Source organism: Actinomadura sp. KC216 (assembly GCF_004348535.1).
Taxonomy (GTDB): Bacteria; Actinomycetota; Actinomycetes; order Streptosporangiales; family Streptosporangiaceae; genus Spirillospora.
The window spans coordinates 1-17,443 of record NZ_SMJX01000083.1 but is presented as its reverse complement, the minus strand read 5'-3'; the positions used below and the strand labels follow the sequence as shown (position 1 = coordinate 17,443).

Annotated in this window: 14 protein-coding genes; 2 read left to right on the top strand and 12 right to left on the bottom strand. The window is 73.0% G+C overall.

The window, feature by feature from the left end; all coding sequences use genetic code 11:
• Nucleotides 1–184: 184 nt before the first annotated feature.
• On the top strand, nt 185–784 hold the full coding sequence (locus tag E1264_RS16735; protein WP_132174451.1) for a flavin reductase family protein: 600 nt from the start codon (nt 185–187) through the stop codon (nt 782–784).
• Between the two features lie 30 nt (nt 785–814).
• Here the strand turns inward: E1264_RS16735 and E1264_RS16730 are convergent, their stop codons facing one another.
• From E1264_RS16730 to E1264_RS16680, 11 genes are all read right to left on the bottom strand, one after another.
• Entirely contained in the window at nt 815–1,717 is a 903-nt protein-coding gene (locus E1264_RS16730; RefSeq protein ID WP_132174449.1) for an IclR family transcriptional regulator, read from the bottom strand.
• 255 nt (nt 1,718–1,972) lie between these two features.
• Nucleotides 1,973–2,770 carry a maleylpyruvate isomerase family mycothiol-dependent enzyme gene (locus E1264_RS16725; protein ID WP_132174448.1) on the bottom strand — a complete coding sequence of 266 codons (798 nt, stop codon included), beginning with the start codon at nt 2,768–2,770 and terminating at the stop codon, nt 1,973–1,975.
• Nucleotides 2,771–2,848: 78 nt separating this feature from the next.
• Complete coding sequence (locus tag E1264_RS16720) at nt 2,849–3,034, bottom strand: hypothetical protein (protein ID WP_132174446.1); 186 nt, start codon at nt 3,032–3,034, stop codon at nt 2,849–2,851.
• Nucleotides 3,035–3,152: 118 nt separating this feature from the next.
• On the bottom strand, nt 3,153–3,944 hold the full coding sequence (locus E1264_RS16715) for a GPR1/FUN34/YaaH family transporter (RefSeq protein ID WP_207935966.1): 792 nt from the start codon (nt 3,942–3,944) through the stop codon (nt 3,153–3,155).
• 232 nt (nt 3,945–4,176) lie between these two features.
• Nucleotides 4,177–4,641, bottom strand: coding sequence for an STAS domain-containing protein (locus E1264_RS16710; RefSeq protein WP_132174444.1), 465 nt, complete (start codon nt 4,639–4,641; stop codon nt 4,177–4,179).
• A 158-nt stretch (nt 4,642–4,799) separates the two neighbouring features.
• The gene (locus tag E1264_RS16705) at nt 4,800–6,470 is read right to left on the bottom strand and encodes an L-lactate permease (RefSeq protein WP_132174442.1); all 1,671 of its coding nucleotides are present in this window, start codon (nt 6,468–6,470) and stop codon (nt 4,800–4,802) included.
• A gap of 39 nt (nt 6,471–6,509) precedes the next feature.
• Nucleotides 6,510–8,567, bottom strand: coding sequence for a xanthine dehydrogenase family protein molybdopterin-binding subunit (locus tag E1264_RS16700; protein ID WP_132174440.1), 2,058 nt, complete (start codon nt 8,565–8,567; stop codon nt 6,510–6,512).
• On the bottom strand, nt 8,564–9,595 hold the full coding sequence (locus tag E1264_RS16695) for a xanthine dehydrogenase family protein subunit M (protein ID WP_132174438.1): 1,032 nt from the start codon (nt 9,593–9,595) through the stop codon (nt 8,564–8,566). Before E1264_RS16695 ends, E1264_RS16700 begins: the two co-directional genes overlap by 4 nt.
• Nucleotides 9,592–10,152 carry a 2Fe-2S iron-sulfur cluster-binding protein gene (locus E1264_RS16690; RefSeq protein WP_132174436.1) on the bottom strand — a complete coding sequence of 187 codons (561 nt, stop codon included), beginning with the start codon at nt 10,150–10,152 and terminating at the stop codon, nt 9,592–9,594. Before E1264_RS16690 ends, E1264_RS16695 begins: the two co-directional genes overlap by 4 nt.
• 66 nt (nt 10,153–10,218) lie before the next feature.
• Complete coding sequence (locus tag E1264_RS16685; RefSeq protein ID WP_243710971.1) at nt 10,219–11,160, bottom strand: deoxyribose-phosphate aldolase; 942 nt, start codon at nt 11,158–11,160, stop codon at nt 10,219–10,221.
• Nucleotides 11,161–11,170: 10 nt separating this feature from the next.
• Nucleotides 11,171–11,581, bottom strand: coding sequence for a phage holin family protein (locus E1264_RS16680; RefSeq protein ID WP_132174434.1), 411 nt, complete (start codon nt 11,579–11,581; stop codon nt 11,171–11,173).
• A gap of 135 nt (nt 11,582–11,716) precedes the next feature.
• Here E1264_RS16680 and E1264_RS16675 point away from each other — a divergent pair, with 135 nt between their 5' ends.
• Nucleotides 11,717–13,864, top strand: a complete 2,148-nt coding sequence (locus E1264_RS16675) for a germacradienol/geosmin synthase (protein WP_132174432.1) — start codon at nt 11,717–11,719, stop codon at nt 13,862–13,864.
• A gap of 22 nt (nt 13,865–13,886) precedes the next feature.
• On the opposite strand, the gene E1264_RS16670 is transcribed toward E1264_RS16675, so the two are convergent.
• Nucleotides 13,887–17,288 carry a WD40 repeat domain-containing protein gene (locus E1264_RS16670; protein WP_132174430.1) on the bottom strand — a complete coding sequence of 1,134 codons (3,402 nt, stop codon included), beginning with the start codon at nt 17,286–17,288 and terminating at the stop codon, nt 13,887–13,889.
• Nucleotides 17,289–17,443 lie beyond the last annotated feature (155 nt).

Sequence of the window (17,443 nt, the reverse complement as noted above, 5' to 3'; positions counted from 1 at the left end):
GTAATCGGCCGGGCGGGCGGGCCGTCCCGCCGATCCCGATCAGCGGGACGCGCCGCGCGCCCGAGGGGGCCGCTCCGTGCCCGCTTCCACTGATCGGGACGCCGGGCGACCATGGACGAATGCCGCTTCAGCATCACTTGTTAGAAATGAAGAGGAACCCGTTATGAGCCCCCGAGGTGAACAGATGCCAGCCGAGCCAGCGCTCACAGAAGACGCCGCAGCCCTGCCGGGGCCCGGGACGGCCCTGGACCCGGCGGAGTTCCGGACGGCCATGGCGGAGTTCGCCACCGGCGTCACCGTGGTCACGGCCCTCGACGGCGGTGAGCCCGTCGGCTTCGCGTGCCAGTCGTTCGCCTCGGTGTCGCTTGAGCCGCCGCTGATCCTTTTCTGTGCGGACCGCCGTGGCCGTTCGTGGCCGCGGATCAGGGCGGCGGGACGGTTCTGCGTGAACGTGCTGGCCGAGGAGCAGCGGGAGCTGTGCGAGCGGTTCGGGTCGCGCCACGGCACGAAGTTCGAGGGCCTGGACTGGGACGTGTCGCCCTGGGGCACGCCTCGGCTGCCGGACGTCCTGCTGTGCGTGCACGCCGCCGTCCACGACGTGCACCAGGCCGGCGACCACGAGATCGTGGTCGGGCGGGTGCTCGGCATCGAGCGGCACGACATCCGGGACGGCGCCTGGCGGCGTCCGATGGTGTTCTTCCGCAGCCGGTTCGGCATCAACGAGCCCGACGCGCCGATCGCGCCCGACCCGTGGGGCATCGGCGACCGGTGGGGCTGGGGCTGACCGGGCCCGGCGGAGCGCCCGGCCCGCGCCCTACATCCAGTCGCCCCGCCCGTCGACGGCGAGGAGCCGGTTCATCGTCTCCGGCGACCAGGTCGCCGGTGCCGCCGCGCCGCCACGGCGCCGGGCGCGGGTTCCGGACGCCGCCGAGCCCGAGCCGGGGAACAGGATCTGCGACGCCTCGCGGGCCGCGGTGACGACCAGCGGCGCGACGTTCTCCAGCGGCGCGCGGATGTCGCCGGCCAGGGAGATCCCGGCGACGGGCCCCTCGGCGCCGCGGAGCGCCGCCGCGACGCACGCGATGCCGGGGTAGGATTCGCCGCGCTCGAACGCCAGCCCGCGGCGCTGCCGGACCCGGTGCAGCTCCTGGTGGAGGGTGCCGAGCTCGCCGATGGTCCGGTCGGTGAACCGGGTGATCTCGGGGCCGAGCAGCGCGTCCACCCGCTCGGGTTCCAGCCACGCCAGCATCGCCTTGCCGAGCGCGGTGCAGTGCGCGGGGGCGCGCCCGCCGACCCGGGACGGCACGGACGTGGCGAGCCGCCCGCCGAGCTTGTCCAGGTAGTAGACCTCGGCGCCGTCCAGGACGGCGAGGTGCGCGACGAGCCCGGTGGTGACCTGCAACCCGTGCAGCAGCGGCGCCGCCGCCTCCCGGATCTTGCCGTGGCCGCCGTCCCGCCCGCCGAGGCCGAGGGCGCGGCGGCCGAGGCCGTAGCCGAACGCGTGGTGCGCGAGCCAGCGCTGCCGGACGAGTTGGTCCAGGATCCGGTGCGCGGTGGAGCGCGGCAGCCCGGTCCGGCGCGCCACGTCCTCCAGGGTCAGCCGGGCGGACGGGCCGTTGAAGGCGTCCAGGATCAGCGTCATCCGCTCGATCATGGACGGCGGCGACTCCCGCCGCGCCGACGCCGCCGGGTCCTCCACCGTCCTGACCTCGGTCATCGCACCTCCCGGAGCGCGACTGAAATGAATTCTTGTTAGCTGGAATCTAGCAACCGCCTGGTCTCTTGGGAAGAGGGCCGGTAACGCATGCTCAGCAGGGCTTGCGGGACCCCACCCGCCGCCTGGCACGTCCGCCGCCGGATGATAGAACGTTTTCCTGCGAGGGGAGCAGCGATGGGTGTCGGCATCGTCACGCCGGTGGTGGCGCGCCCATTTCCCGGGGGCCGTGCGGCACCGTCCGGCGCCGCCTCCGGGTCAGGGCGTGATGGCCATGTTCGCGAGGACCCGTCCGGCCAGTTCCTCGTCCCCGTCGACCTTGACCTCGACGGCGTCGGCGGTGCAGCGCCCGGCGGTGAGGCGGACGTAGGTCTCCAGGTCCATGGAGAGCGCGGCGGTCGGGTCGTCCGGTTCGGCCCACTGGCCGCGCCGGTCGCCGTCCACCAGGACGGCCGCGCGGAAGTCGGGCGGGCCGTTGATCGTGAACGCGACGGACTGGCCCGGTTCCGCCTTCCCGGGACGGGCGACGATGCGGCGCAGGGCGACGCTCATCAGCTCCCAGAAGGAGTGCGCGGCCGGGGCGTCGAGGTTGCCGGGACGGCCGACCGCGCGGCGGATGTCCTGCTCGTGCGTCCAGCAGTCCATGGCGCGGAACTTCATCAGGCGGCTGTAGGCGCCTTCGCGCCCGTCCGGGCACATGACGATGTGGTCGGGGTCGAGGCCGGGGATCTGGACGAGGCGGCGCTCCAGCGCGTCCGCGAGCTGCTCGGCGACGACCGGGCCCGGCACCGGGCGGCGCACGTGGATCGCGGTCTCCAGCCACCGGCCGAAGTCGTTGCGGACATGGTCGAACTCGGGGACCTCGATCTCGGGCTCCGGCTCGCCCAGCAGGGTGAGCTCGACGCCGACGATATGGGCGAACTGGTCCTTGACCGTCCAGCCGGGGCATTCGGTCGGCAGGTGCCAGTCGGCGTCGCCCAGCGTCGCGGCGAGCGCGAGCGTGGACCGGACGGTCTGCTCGTAGGCGGCGGTGTTGGTGCGCATCGGCTCGTTCATGTTCAGCCCCTCCGTCGACTCCCGAGCCTACGACGCGCCCCCGCACCTTTGGAACGTGTCAGAACGTGCCGGAGCGCGTCAGGGGTGTTCGGTGCGGAGGTGCTGGTGGAGGGCTGAGAGCTCGAGGTGGGGCTGGTGGCAGCGCACGCAGGCCCACACGCCGCTGGGCACGCTGTAGCCGTGCGCGGCGGCGTCGTCCCGCGCGCACAGCAGGTGGTACGTCTGGACGAGGCGCCGCCACGTCCGCCGGACGGCCGATGACATTCCCGCTCCCCTCCGAGCCGGGTCGTGCTGGATCGGCACAGGATAGGGCAACGGGAATGTCAAGACGAAACACCGAAGATCGCCAGGTCGGCGGGATGATCGGCCTGGCCCGGCCGGTTCACTGGCCGATCTTCACTCCGGGCTCGCCGTGCCGGTATTCCATCGGCCGGGCCCCGCGCCGCGCGGGCGTCGCGCTCTTGGTCCGCATCTTGAAGGTGGGCAGGATCGTCCGGCCGAAGGTGTTCTCGAACATCATCGCGGCCGCCGCGTACAGGGCGAGGACCGCGGACGCGACGAACAGCCAGCCGCCGACGTCCAGCGACCAGTTGGACGGGGCCCAGAAGCCGGCCGCGGTGAAGCCCGCGCCCGCGGCGAGGACCGCCAGCATCAGCGCCATGGCGAGGTTCGCCCCCAGCGCGGCGATCGCGCACAGGCCGGTGATCACCGCCAGCATGATGAACCAGAACGCGAAGCCCTCGCTGAGGCCGCCGAGGACCGGGGCCTGCTCCACCGGGTACGCGCCCATGCCGACCAGCATGAACAGCAGGCCGAACGCGAGCCAGAACGCGCCCCACATGCCGTGCACCGCGGTGGCGAGGCCGTCGCGCGCCCGGTAGGCCCACATGCCCGCCAGCAGCTGGGCGAGGCCGCCGAACGTCAGCACGAACGGCCACAGGACCAGCGGGGTGCCGGCGTCGCCGTACCAGCCGGCCTGCCAGGCCCCGACCATCGCGGTCGCGCCCGCGAACCCGAACAGCCCGAGGATGGACGGTGCCGCGATGGGCTGGAGGGAAATGCGGGTCCGGTCCTCCCAGAGCGCGTGCTCGCCGGGCATGTCGGCGCCCCTGCCCGGGGCGGCCGCCGCGGCGCCATGGGCCGGCGCCGCCGCTTCGGTGCGCTCGCTGGCCATAGGCGCCTCCGCACGCTGCTCTTCCGCACGTTCTCTACGCCTTGCCATGAGATCCCCCTCTGAAATAGGAGAGCTATAAAAACCCCCTAACCGCACTATTCAGGGTCAAACTGCCTCGGAACAGATACTCAATGACATCTCGGGCGTGGCGGGGGTTGTTTGCCGCGCGAAGGGGCGGACGTGGCGTATTGATTAATGACGGGGGCCCAGGCGGCGGGCCGGGCGCAGGCTGTCAGGCGCGGGGGCCGCAGTGAATCTGCAGGCCGGGGGTCGAGCTCCAGCCGATCGTCGCGAACAGCTTGTCGATGTGCGGCGAGACAGCGTGCAGGACGAGCATCCGGCCGTCCTCGTGGAGGTCGCGGGCGGCGAGGTTGAAGGCGCGGAGCCCCGCGACGTCGACGAAGTCGACCGCGGTCAGGTCGACGTGGACGTCGCAGCCGGGAACGCGGCCGCGCGCTGCGTCGAGCGCGCGGGTCACGTCACCGGCGTTCGACACGTCGATCTCGCCGTTCATCACGAGCCGTGCCGCGGCCGGCGAGGCGGTGATGTGCAGCAGCGCCGTGTCGAGCTCGACAATGTCGCCGCCGGGTCCGTCGCCGGAGCCGGGCCCGGAGCCGATGCCGGAGCCGGTGGCGGGCGACGCCCGCTCGCCCGACTCGACGCCGTCCTCACCGTCGGTGATCCGCCAGACCGTCATCCGCTCCTCGCCTAGGACCGGGGGTGCCGCTGCCGTCGCGGTCCCGTATATCCCAGGCTCTCATCTGTCGGCGGCTTGTGGCCCCAACCGGGCGGGAAAACAACGATCGGGCGCGATTTCCTTTGCCGGACGCGCCGCCTTCCTTGGCGGGACGCCCGTCAGGGCACCATCCAGCCGAGGACACCGGTCGATTGGAGCCCGGACAGAACGCACATTCCGGCGAGGAACAGCAGGCTCCACAGGACGACGCGGCGGAAGATGTCGCCCTCCCGCCCGTCCAGCCCGACGGACGCCGCCGCGATGGCGAGGTTCTGCGGCGACACCATCTTGCCGAGGACGCCGCCGGAGCTGTTGGTCGCCGCCATCAGCACCGGTGACAGGTCGGCCTTGCCCGCCGCGGTGACCTGCAAGGCTCCGAACAGGGAGTTCGACGAGGTGTCCGACCCGGTGACGGCGGTACCGAGCCAGCCGAGGATCGGCGACAGCAGCGCGAACGCGCCGCCCGCCCCGGCCATCCACGTGCCGAGCGTGACCGTCTGGCCGGACGCGTTCATCACGAACGCCAGCCCGAGCACCGCCATCACCGTGACGATCGCCCACCGGAGCTGGACGAGGGTCGTCCAGTACGCGCCGGCGGCACGGCCGGGGCCGACGCGGAGGGCGGCCATGGTGATCAGCCCGGCGGCCAGCATCTGCGTCCCCGGCGTGGTCAGGTAGTTGAGGGTGAACGTGGGCAGCGACAGCGGCTCGCCGGCCGGATCGGTGAGGTCCAGGCCGGGCCAGGAGAACGTCGCCGTGGCCCGGTCGAGGGCGTCCTTGACCGGGCCGAGCCGGCAGACGACGAAGACCGCGATGATGATCGCGTACGGGGCGTAGGCGCGGACGATCTCGGCGCGCGAATCCTTGACCGGGGCGGCCCGCCGATCACCCTCGGCACGGTCACCCTCGACACGGGCGGCGAACTCGGGGGTGGGCTCGTCGGCGGCGCCGCCCGCGACCGGGGCAGGGACCGTGGGCGCGGCCGGGCGCAGCCGGACGGCGAGGACGACCGCCGCCGCCGACACCAGCGACGCGACGACGTCCGCGAGCGGCACCGAGACGAAGTTCGCCGTCGCGTACTGCGCGGCGCCGAACGACGCGCCGCACAGCAGCGCGACCGGCCAGGTCTCGCGGAAGCCGCGCCGCCCGTCCACGATGGCGACGAGGACGAGCGGGACGAACACCGCCAGGATCGGCGTCTGCCGCCCGACCATGGCGCCGAGCGTGTCGCTGGACTCGCCGGTGACCTTGCCGAGCGTGAGGATCGGCGTCGCCATCGCGCCGAACGCGACCGGCGCGGTGTTGGCGGTGAGCGCGAGGACGGCGGCCTTCAGCGGCGGGAAGCCGAGCGCGATCAGCATCACGGAGGTGACCGCGACCGGCGTCCCGAACCCGGCGAGCGCCTCCAGCAGCGCGCCGAACGAGAACGCGATCAGCACGGCCTGCAGCCGCTGGTCGTCGCTGACCTGCGCGAACGTGCGGCGCAGCACGTCGAAGTGCCCGGTGGTGACGGTGATGTTGTAGACCCACAGGGCGTTGATGACGATCCACAGGATGGGATGGAAGCCGAACGCGGCGCCTTCCGTCCCGGCCAGGAGCGCCTGGCTCGCGGGCATCCCGTACGCCCAGACCGCGACGGCCAGGGACACGGCCAGCGCGATCAGGGAGGCCGGCCAGGCCCGCATGCGCACGCCCCCGAGCAGGACGAACAGCACGGCCAGCGGCAGCGCGGCGACGAGCGAGCTCCAGCCGAGCGAGCCGGCGACGGGATCGAGGACCTGCTGGTACACGGCGATCACCTCGCGGGTTGGGGGCGCCCCCCGGGCGGGTCAGAGATCGGGGAGGAGCTTGGCCGGGGTGATGGGCAGGTTCCGGACGCGGATCCCGGTCGCGTGGTGGACGGCGTTGCCGACGGCCGCCGCCGCGCCGACGATGCCGATCTCGCCGATGCCCTTGGAGCCCATCGGGTTCAGGTGCGGGTCGGACTCCTCCACCCAGGTCGCCTCGATGTCGCGGATGTCGGCGCAGGCCGGGACGTGGTACTGCGCGAGGTCCCGGTTGAGGTAGTCGCCGAACACCTCGTCCATGACGCTCTCCTCCATCAGCGCCATGCCGATGCCCATCGTCATGCCGCCGATGAACTGGGAGCGGGCGGTGGTCGGGTTGATGATCCGCCCGGCGGCGAAGACGCCGAGCATCCGCCGGACGCGGACCTCGCCCGTGTCGGCGTCCACCTCCACCTCGGCGAACTGCGCGCCGAACGCGTGCCGGGCGTACTTCTCGCGCGCCTTCACCTCCGCGGTCGTGTCGGCCTCCGCCTCCAGGCCCTCCGGCGGGACTTCGCCGTTCAGTTTCCCGCGCAGGGCCTCGCAGGCGCGGACGACGGCCGTCCCCCACCCGGCCGTCCCGGAGGAGCCGCCCGCGACCGACGCCTTCGGGAACGCGCTGTCGCCGACCTCGACCGTCACGTCGCCGAGGTCCGCCTTCAGCGCCTCGGCGGCGATCAGGGCGAGGGCGGTGCGGGCGCCGGTGCCGATGTCGGCGGCGGCGATGCGGACGGTGAACGTTCCGTCCGGCTCGGCGCGGGCGGTCGCGCGGTTGGGGCTCATGTAGGCGGGATAGGTGGACGCGGCGACGCCCGTGCCGATGAGCTTGCGCCCCTCCCAGCGGACACCGGGCGCGGGGTCGCGTCCGGCCCAGCCGAAGCGGGCGGCGCCCTCTTGCAAGCATGCGACGAGGTTGCGCGAGCTAAAGGGCAGGCCGCTCTCCGGCTCCCGGTCGGTATCGTTGCGGATGCGCAGCTCTATGGGGTCGATGCCGGTGGCGATGGCGAGCTCGTCCATGACGGATTCGAGCGCGTACATGCCGGGTGTCTCGCCTGGGGCGCGCATCCAGGACGGTGTGGGGACGTCCAGGGGGACCAGCCGGTGCGTCGTCCGCCGGTGGGGCGCCTGGTACATGACGCGGGTCGGCGTGGCGGTCTGCTCGGCGAACTCCTTGACGGTGGACGTCTGCTCCACCACGTCGTGGAGGATCGCGTTCAGGCGCCCGTCGTTGTCCGCGCCGACGCGGAGACGCTGGATGGTGGGCGTCCGGTAGCCGGTCGTCGCGTACATCTGCTGGCGCGGGACGGCGAACTTCACGGGACGCCGCACGGCGCCTGCGGCCATCGCGGCCAGGACGACGTTCGGCTTAGGGATTCCCTTGGAGCCGAACCCGCCACCGACGTGCGGGGCCACGACCCGCACATGGGACGGGTCAAGGCCGAACGTCTGGGCCAGCATGCTTTTGACGTTCGACGCGCCCTGGGTCGAGTCGTAGAGCATGAGGTGCCCGTGCTCGTCCCAGAGGGCGAGGGTGGCGTGCGGCTCCATCGGATTGTTGTGCTCGGCGGGCGTCGTGTACGTGACGTCCACGCGAACTGCTGAATTGTTGAACACGTCCTCGGGTTCACCCTGCTCGGTGTCGGCAGGGAAGACGGGGTTCACCTTGCCCGGCTGGTAGAGGCCGGGGTGGTCGGGGCGCAGCCGCACGTCCGGGGCCTCCGACGCGTACTCGACCCGGACGAGACGGGCCGCCTCCCGCGCGGTCTCCAGCGTCTCGCCGACCACGGCGGCGACGAACTGGCCCCGGTAGGAGACCGTCCGGGACTGGAACAGGGCCAGCTCGCCGTCCGGCGGATCGCTGAGCTTCGGCGCGTTCTCGCACGACAGGACGGCGAGCACGCCGGGAAGCGCCAGCGCCGCGTCGGCGTCCACGGCGAGGATCTCACCGCGCCCGACGCTCGCCTGGACGGCCGCCGCGTACGCCACGTTCTCGACGGGGTACTCGTACGCGTAACGCGCCGCTCCCGTGACCTTCTCGCGGCTCTCCAGCCGTTCGGTCATGACGCCGTCCCCTCCCCCGCTTCGGTCACCCCGGCCGCTTCGGCCAGCTCGGTCAGCGTCCGGACGATCAGGTTGCGCGCGAGCGGCACCTTGTAGGCGTTGTCGCGCAGCGGCTCGGCGGCGTCCAGCTCGGCCTCGGCGGCGCGCAGGAACGACTCGCGCGTCGCGGGCCCCCCGCGCAGCGCCTCTTCGCCGAACCAGGCGCGCCACGGCTTGTGCGCGACGCCGCCCAGCGCCAGCCGGACGTCCCGCACCGCGCCGCTGTCCGGGTCCACGTCCAGCGCCGCAGCTATCGACACCAGCGCGAACGCGAACGACGCCCGTTCCCTGACCTTGCGGTAGCGGGACCGCATGCCGAGCGGAGGAACCTCGACCGCCGTGACAAGGTCGCCCGGTTCGAGGACGGTGTCGCGCTCTGGCTCGTTGTCGGGGAGCCGGTGGAACTCGTCCATCGGGATGGTTCTCGCCCCGCCGCGCCCCAGGACGTGCACCGAGGCGTCCAGCGCCGACAGCGCCACCGCCATGTCGGACGGGTGCGTCGCCACGCACGCCTCCGAATGCCCCAGGATCGCCAGGTTGTGATGCTCCCCTTCCCGTGCCGGGCACCCGCTGCCGGGGTCTCGCTTGTTGCAGGGTTTGGCGGTGTCCTGGAAGTAGGAGCAGCGTGTGCGTTGCAAAAGGTTGCCGCCGACGGTCGCCTTGTTGCGTATCTGCCCGGATGCCCCCGCCAGGACGGCCTGCGCGAGCATGGGATGCCCTTCACGCACCGTCCGGTCTGCGGCGAGCGCGCTGTTGGTCATGGCCGCGCCGATGAGGAGCGCGCCGCCCGGGGTCAGCTGGATCTGGTCGTAGGGGAGGTGCGCGACGTCCACGAGCCTGGCGGGGGTCTCGACGCCGAGCCGCATCAGGTCGACGAGGTTGGTCCCGCCGCCGAGGTAGTAGGTCGCGCCGCCGTGGCCGTCGTGGCCGTAGTGCCGCGTCAGGGCGTCTTCGGCGCTGGTGGCGCGCTCGTAGGTGAAGGGCCTCATGCCTCCGCCGCCTCCTTGCGGGCCTCCTCCTCGCGGCGCGCCGCCTCCCTCAGCGCCGCGACGATGCCGACGTAGGCGCCGCACCGGCACAGGTTGCCGCTCATGCGTTCGCGTATCTCGTCGTCGTCCAGGACGGGGTCGGCCCCAAGGTCGCCGGTCACCGCGCTGGGCCAGCCCTGCCCGACCTCGTCCAGCATCGCCGTCCCAGAGCAGAGCTGGCCGGGCGTGCAGTACCCGCACTGGAACGCGTCCTGTTCGATGAACGCCTCTTGGAGGGGGCTGAGGCGCCCGTCCTGCGCGAGCCCTTCGACGGTGACGATGTCCTCTCCGTCATGGGCGACGGCCAGCGCGAGGCACCCGTTCGCGCGGTGTCCGCCGATGAGGACCGTGCACGCGCCGCACTGCCCGTGGTCGCAGCCCTTCTTCGAGCCGGTCAGCCCGAGGTCCTCGCGCAGCACGTCCAGAAGGGACGCGCGGGTGTCGACGTTGAGCCGGTGTTCCCGCCCGTTCACGACGAGGCTGATGTCGGCGTGCACCGGGGTGGATTCGCTGTCCATGATTCCGGGCCTACCCTGGATCGACGGCTGTTCACAAGAGCCTTAGTTGTTCAGAGGGGCGCGTGTTCAGAGGAGCGCGGCGGCGGCGTCCACGGCGCCTTCGACGTCGCCGTCCGGCGGGTACAGCAGGGCCCGCCCGATGACCAGGCCCCGGACGCCCGGGATCCGCAGCGCGCGCCGCCAGCCGTCCATCGCCTCGCGGGGGTCGCCGCCGTCGTCACCGCCCGACACCAGCGCGGGCAGCGTCGTCGCCGCCAGCACCCGCGCCATCTCCGGGGCTACCGGCACCTTCAGCCACGTGTACGCCGACGTGACGCCGAGCCCCGACGCGACCGACACCGCGCGGATCATCGCCTCCGGCGTCACCAGGTTCCGGACGCGCCCGTCGACGCGGTGCGCGACGAGCGGCTCCACCAGCGCCAGCAGCCGCCGCCGCGCGAGCGCCGACACCGCGCCCGCGCAGCCCTCCAGCGTCCGGGCGGTCGCCGGGTCGGAGTCGTCGACGCGGAACAGCAGCCGGCCGCCGTCCAGCCGGGACGCGGCGATCGCGGCGGCGTCGTAGGCGGTGAACCGGTCGTCGATCTCGAACGCCGTCCCGGCGAGGCCGCCCCGGTTCATCGACCCGATCGCGAGCCGCCCGTCCAGGGCGCCGAGCAGGAGGAGGTCTTCGAGGATGTCGGGGGTGCCGATGACGCCGTCCACGCCGGGCCGGCCGAGCGCGGCGCAGAGCCGGTCGAGCAGCTCGCGGCGGTCGGCCGTCGCGGTCAGGTCGCCGCCCACGCCGAGCGCGCCGCGCGCCGGATGGTCCGCCGCGATGAGCATCAACCGCCGCCCGGCCGCGCCGGGCGGCCCCTCGCGGCGCCGCCGCGCCGCCGCGGCCTCGGCGATCGCCCCGGGCCGCGCGGCCCGCACGCCGGTGAGGTCGCCGGCACGCACGCCCCCGCCTTGGACGGCGTCGCCCTGGACCGGACCGCCTTGGACGGCGTCGCGTCCGCTGACGTCCGTCATGGGATGTCGTTCACGCCGAACGATCGGGCATCGCCGAGCCGTCAGAGCCGTCCGGGTCGGCGAGGATCTCCACGACCTGGCGCGCCGTCTCGGTCGGCAGCGGCGGCGGCAGGCCCCGCCACTTGCGGGACGCGGCCATCGCCGCCGCACCGGCCCCGCCCCCGTACACGGCCGCCGCGACGAACGCCGCCAGCTCGGGCGGCAGCTTCCGCTCCAGCAACCGCAGGTTCATCCGGTGGACGGCGGCGGTCGCGAGCACGCCGAAGACCCCGGCGACGGCGCCGAGCCGCAGCGCCGGGACGCGCCGCCTCGCCTTGTCCAGCATCTCCTCTTGCGCGGCGTCGGCCACCCGCCGGGCGAGCTGGAGGTTCTGCGCCAGCGAGTCGTCGCCGACCTCCGCGGGCTCATACGACTCGGTCATGACCCCGCCTTACCCATGAGCGTGCATGGAAACCGGGAGAGCAATATGTCACCGTCGGTAACTTTGCGGGTGCTGTAAGTTGCCCAGCGGACCGTTCTGGACCTGTCCCGGACCCCGCGAGAGAGAGGCCGGTCGATGCAACCGTTCGAGCTGCCCGACTTCTACGTCCCGTATCCGGCCCGGCTCAACCCGCATCTGGAGGGCGCGCGGGCGCACACGATGGCGTGGGCGCGCGAGATGCGGATGCTGGACGAGAACCGCGACCCCGGCACCCCCGACGTCTGGGACGAGGCCAAGCTCGAATCCGCCGACTACCCCCTGCTGTGCGCCTACACCCATCCCGACTGCGACGCCCCAGAGCTCGACCTCATCACCGACTGGTACGTCTGGGTGTTCTACTTCGACGACCACTTCCTGGAGGTCTTCAAGAAGACGCAGGACCAGCAGGGCGCGAAGGCCTACCTCGACCGGCTCCCGCTGTTCATGTCGCTCGACCCGCCGGAGCCGACGAACGCCGTCGAGCGCGGGCTCGCCGACCTGTGGGCGCGGACCGTCCCGTCGAAGTCGCACGCGTGGCGGCGCCGCTTCTCCGAGAGCACCCTGAACCTGCTCCGCGAGTCGCTGTGGGAGCTGTCCAACATCAGCACCGGGCGCGTCCCGAACCCGGTCGAGTACATCGAGATGCGCCGCAAGGTCGGCGGCGCGCCGTGGTCGGCCGATCTGGCGGAACATGCGGCGGGCGTCGAGGTCCCCTGGCGGGTGGTGCGGACCCGCCCGCTGCGCGTCCTCAAGGACACGTTCTCGGACGCCGTCCATCTCCGGAACGACATCTTCTCGTATCAGCGCGAGACCGAGTCCGAAGGCGAGATCAACAATTCCGTTCTCGTGATGGAGCGGTTCCTCGGCGTCGCCCCGCAGGCCGCGGCCGACACCGTCAACGATCTACTGACGTCCCGGCTCCGCCAGTTCGAGAACACCACCCTCACCGAACTGCCGCAGCTCTTCGAGGACCGCGCCCTCGACCCCGTCGAGCGGGCGAACGTGTCCGGCTATGTGAAGGCGCTCCAGGATTGGCAGTCCGGCTGCCACGAATGGCACACGCGCTCCGGCCGCTACATGAACAAGAAATCGCTGGGCATGTCCGCGGCCCGCATTCCCGCGCTGATCCGGTCGGCCCGGATCAGCCTCCCGCACGTCCCCTACCAGAAGGTGGGGCCGACGCCGCTGCCCGAGTTCGACATCCCCTATCCGGCGCGCGTCAACCCGCACCGCGCGAGCGCCGGAGCCAACACCGTCGCTTGGTGCCGCGACATGGGAATGTTCGACCCGCAGCCGCGCCTTCCCGACCCGGTCTGGACCGAGGAGAGGGTCACCGGAATGGCGCTGGAGATATGCTCCGCGTCCCTCGACCCCGACGCGAGCCCGGAGGCCCTCGACCTCGCGACCCAGTGGCTGGCCTGCGGAACCTACGGCGACGACTACTTCCCCGCCGTCTTCAACCGCGACCGCGACATGGCCGGTGCGAAGCACTTCAACGCCCGCGTCCCCGCGTTCATGCCGCTCGACTGCGGCCCCACGCCCGAGCCGGAGAACCCTTTCGAGGCCGCCCTCGGCGACCTCTGGCGGCGCACCGCCACCCCCATGAACGAGGCCGGGCGCCGCGAATTCCGCGCCGCCGTCGAGCACATGGTCGAAAGCTGGCTGTGGGAACTGAACAACCACCTCCAGTCGCGCATCCCCGACCCGGTCGACTACCTGGAGATGCGCCGCCACACCTTCGGCTCCGAAATGACGATGGCCCTCGCCCGGATCGAGCACGCGCACGAGATCCCCGCCGACGTCTTCGCGACCCGCACCCTCCGCGAGATCGACGCCTCCGTGATGGACGTCGCCTGCCTCATGAACGACTGCTTCTCCTACCAGAAGGAGATCGAGTACGAGGGCGAGGTGAACAACGGCATCCTCGCCGTGCAGAACTTCTTCGGCTGCGGCCGCGACGAGGCGCTGCCCATCGTGAACGACCTCATCACGTCCCGCCGCCGCCAGTTCGAGTACCTCGCCGAGCACGAGCTCCCGGCCCTGGCCGACGAGATGGACCTGGACGAGACGGCCCGCACCGCCCTCGGCGCCTACCTCGGCGAGCTCCGCGACTGGATGGCCGGGATCCTCAAATGGCACCGCGAGACCGACCGCTACGACGAGCGTCCGGCCCCGCCCGGCGTCCCCGAACCCGCCGGCCTCGGCACGTCCGCCTTCCGCCTGTACGCCCGCTCGGGCCGGTGACCCGCTCAGGCCGGTGACCCGCTCAGGCGGGTGACCGCTCGCCCTCCGGCTCCGGCGCGGTCCGGGGGGCGGGGATCATCAAGGTGTGGCGCTCGTCCCGCGTGAGCCGCCGGAACACCCGGCTGCGGGCCCGCGCGACGAGCGCCTCACCGTCCGTCACGGCCTCCCACACCCGCACCGTCCGGTCGGCCGACGCGGACGCGACCCGGGTCCCGTCCGGCGACCAGGCGACGGAGCACACCTCGTCGCGGTGGACGCCCGCGACGCACAGCTCCCGTCCGGCGAGCGGGTCCCAGAGGCGCACGGTCCGGTCCGTGGACGCCGTCGCCAGGGTCCGGCCGTCCGGCGACCACGCCATCGACCACACCCAGCCCTCATGCCCCGTGAGCAGCGCCGCCTCGACTCCCTCCGCGACGTCCCAGACCCGCACGTCGCGGTCCTTGGACAGGGCGGCGATGTGGCGCCCGTCCGGCGACCACGCCATCGCCCGCACCGCGCTCTGCGGCACGTTCAGCAGCATCACCTGCAGACCGGTCCGGCGCTCCCAGATCCGGACCGTCCCGTCGTGGGACGCGCTGGCGACCCGTTCCCCGTCCGGTGACCAGGCGACGGCGCGGACGGTGTCCTCGTGCCCGCGCAGCACGAGCGGCTCGGCGCCGCCGCGCCACTCGCGAATCCGGACCGTGCGGTCGTCGGACGCGGTCGCGAGCAGGTCGCCGCCGGGTGACCAGGCGACGGCCCGCACCCAGTCGGTGTGATCGTCGAGCACGGTCTCCTCGGCGCCGTCCGCGGCACGCCAGATCCGGGCGGTGCGGTCCCGGGACGCGGTGGCGACCCGCTCCCCGTCCGGCGACCAGGCCACGTCCCAGACCTCGTCGGCGTGCCCGCGCAGCACCAGGGACACGCCATCGGCCCAGATCCGCGCCGTGCCGTCATAGGACGCGGACGCGAGCCGGTCGCCGGTGGACCAGCCGACCGCCGCGACCGAGCCGGTGTGGCCGCGCAGCACGGCCAGCTCGGCGGCGCGCTCGGTGTCCCAGAGCCGGACGGTCCGGTCGTCGGAGCCGGTGGCCACCCGGGCGCCGTCCGGCGCGAACGCCACCCCCCGCACGTTCTCGGCGTGCCCGCGCAGCACCGCCAGCTCGACGCACTCCCGGGCCGACCAGAGCCGGACCGTCCGGTCGTGCGACGCGGTGACCAGGCGGTCGCCGTCCGGCGACCAGGCGATGGACCACACCAGGTCGGCGTGCCCGCGCAGCTCCATGCCGGACGCGCCCGTCGCGGCGTCCCACACGCGCGCCGTCCGGTCGTAGGAGCAGCTCGCCACCCGGTCACCCTCCGGCGACCAGGCGACCATCCGGACGGTGTCCTCATGCCCGCGCCAGACCGACAGCTCGGCGCCGGTCGCCGCGTCCCAGATCCGGACGGTCCGGTCGTCGGAGGCGCTGGCGAGGCGGGCGCCGTCGGGGGACCACGCCACGTCCCTGACCCAGCCGTCGTGGCCGGTCAGCGTCGACACGGTCGTCCCGTCCGCCGCGTCCCAGATCCTGATGTCGCCGTCGCGGGAGGCGGACGCGACCCGCGAGCCGTCCGGCGACCAGGCCACCGACCACGCCATGTCGCCGTGCCCGCGCAGCACGGCGACCCGGGCGCGGGCCTCGACGTCCCAGATCCGCACCGTGCCGTCGTAGGACGCGGACGCGAGCCGCGACCCGTCCGGCGACCAGGCGACCGCCGCGACCGCTTCCTCGTGGCCGCGCAGCACGGCGGTCGCGGCGCCGGACGCCGCGTCCCACAGCCGGACGGTGCGGTCCGACGACGCGCTCGCCAGCAGCGAACCGTCCGGCGACCAGGCCACCGACCAGACCCGGTCGTCGTGGCCGCGCAGGACGCCGCGCATCCGGGAGACCGCGAACCCCGCCGACAGCGCGCGCCGCGCCAGCGGGGTCGGCGCGCACTCCTCGTGCGCGGCCAGGGCGAGCAGCAGGCTGTGCTCCGGGTCGGTCTGGAACGCGGTCAGCGCCTGCCGGGCGATCGAGTCGGCGAGCCGCCGCATCGCGACGCCGTCCGACCGGTGCGAGACCTCGACGAACTCGACGGCGAGCGGCTCGATCGCCGCCAGGCCGTCCGCCTCGGCGATCCACTTGCGGGCCCCGGCGAGCCGGTCGCCGCGCAGCAGGTACGCCTCCTGGCGGCCGTAGCGGTTCCACTCCGCGGCCCACTGCTCCAGGTCGGCGATGCGGCGCAGCGTCTCGGCGTGCAGCGCGATCGTCTGCCGCAGCGGCGCCCACGCGGAGAACAGCGCCTCGTGCGACACCTCGAACACGGCGCCGTCGCCGTCCCGGCCGCTGGTGCACAGCCGCTCGCGGACGAACGCGTCCACGACGAGGCGTCCCGGCCCGTCCAGCTCGCCGCCCGGGACCCGCCGCCGCGTCGGCCGCCCTTCGGTGAACTTGACGAACTTCAGCAGCGTCGGCAGGACGGGCGGCGCGGGGTCCAGCGCCTCCAGCTCCGCCATCAGCCGGTCGGCGCGCCGGGTCAGCGCCCCGTCGACGCCTCCGGTCCTGCGGTAGTCCTCAAGGGTGATGGTGCCGTTCCGGCCGACGTGCAGGTAGAGCTCGTGCAGCAGGTAGGCGAGCAGGGGCAGCGCCGTCCCGTCGCCGGTGTCGTCGGCCATCTGCGCGACGAGCTCCGGCGGCTCGAACGCGATCCCGACCCGCTCCGCCGGTTCCCGGATCACCGTCCGCAGCGCCGCCCGGTCGAGCGCCGTGACCGTGAACGGGTGCCGGAACAGGTCGGCGTGCTCGCCGCTCAGGAAGGCGGTCAGGAACTCCGCCCGGAACACGAACACGGCCCACAGCTTCGGGTCGCCGTCCAGGGCGCCCTCGAGCATGTCCAGGAACGCGTCACGATCATCGTCGCCGCTCAGCGTCAGCAGTTCCTCGGCCTGGTCGACGACGATCAGCACGGCCCGGTTCCGCCGCCCCTTCCGCAGCGCGTCGAGGCTGCGCCCGAGCGCGTCCCGGCCGTCCGCGCGCAGACCGGCCGCAATGTCCTCGGCGTCCGCGTCCAGGGCGTCGGCAAGGCAGTAGGACAGCGACCGGAACGGGTCGTCCTCCGGTGTCATCGACGGCACGACGATCCACCGCCGTAGCTGCGCCACCCTCGGCAGGACCCCGGCGTGCAGCAGCGACGACTTCCCCACCCCGGACGGCCCGGTGACCGCGATCGCCCGCCGCTCGCCCCTCAGCCGCTCGACCAGATCCTGGATCTCGGCGTCCCGCCCGAAGAAGACCGCGTCGTCGTCCTCGGTGAACGCGTCCAGCCCGGGATACGGCGACCGGTCGCCCTTCCACACCGGCCGCGCCAGGTTCCGCCGCTCCTGCCCCTTCTCCCACGCCAGGACGAGCGGAATGAGCAGCATGCACAGCACGATGACCGGAAGCGCCCACTTCTGCACTACATGCGTTGTTTGTGGCGAAACCTGCAATGCCAGCCCCAGCAACGCCACCAGCAGAATCATCAGGTACCCGGGAAAGACGGGACCCTGCCGCCGCCGCATGCACACCCTCCGAACCC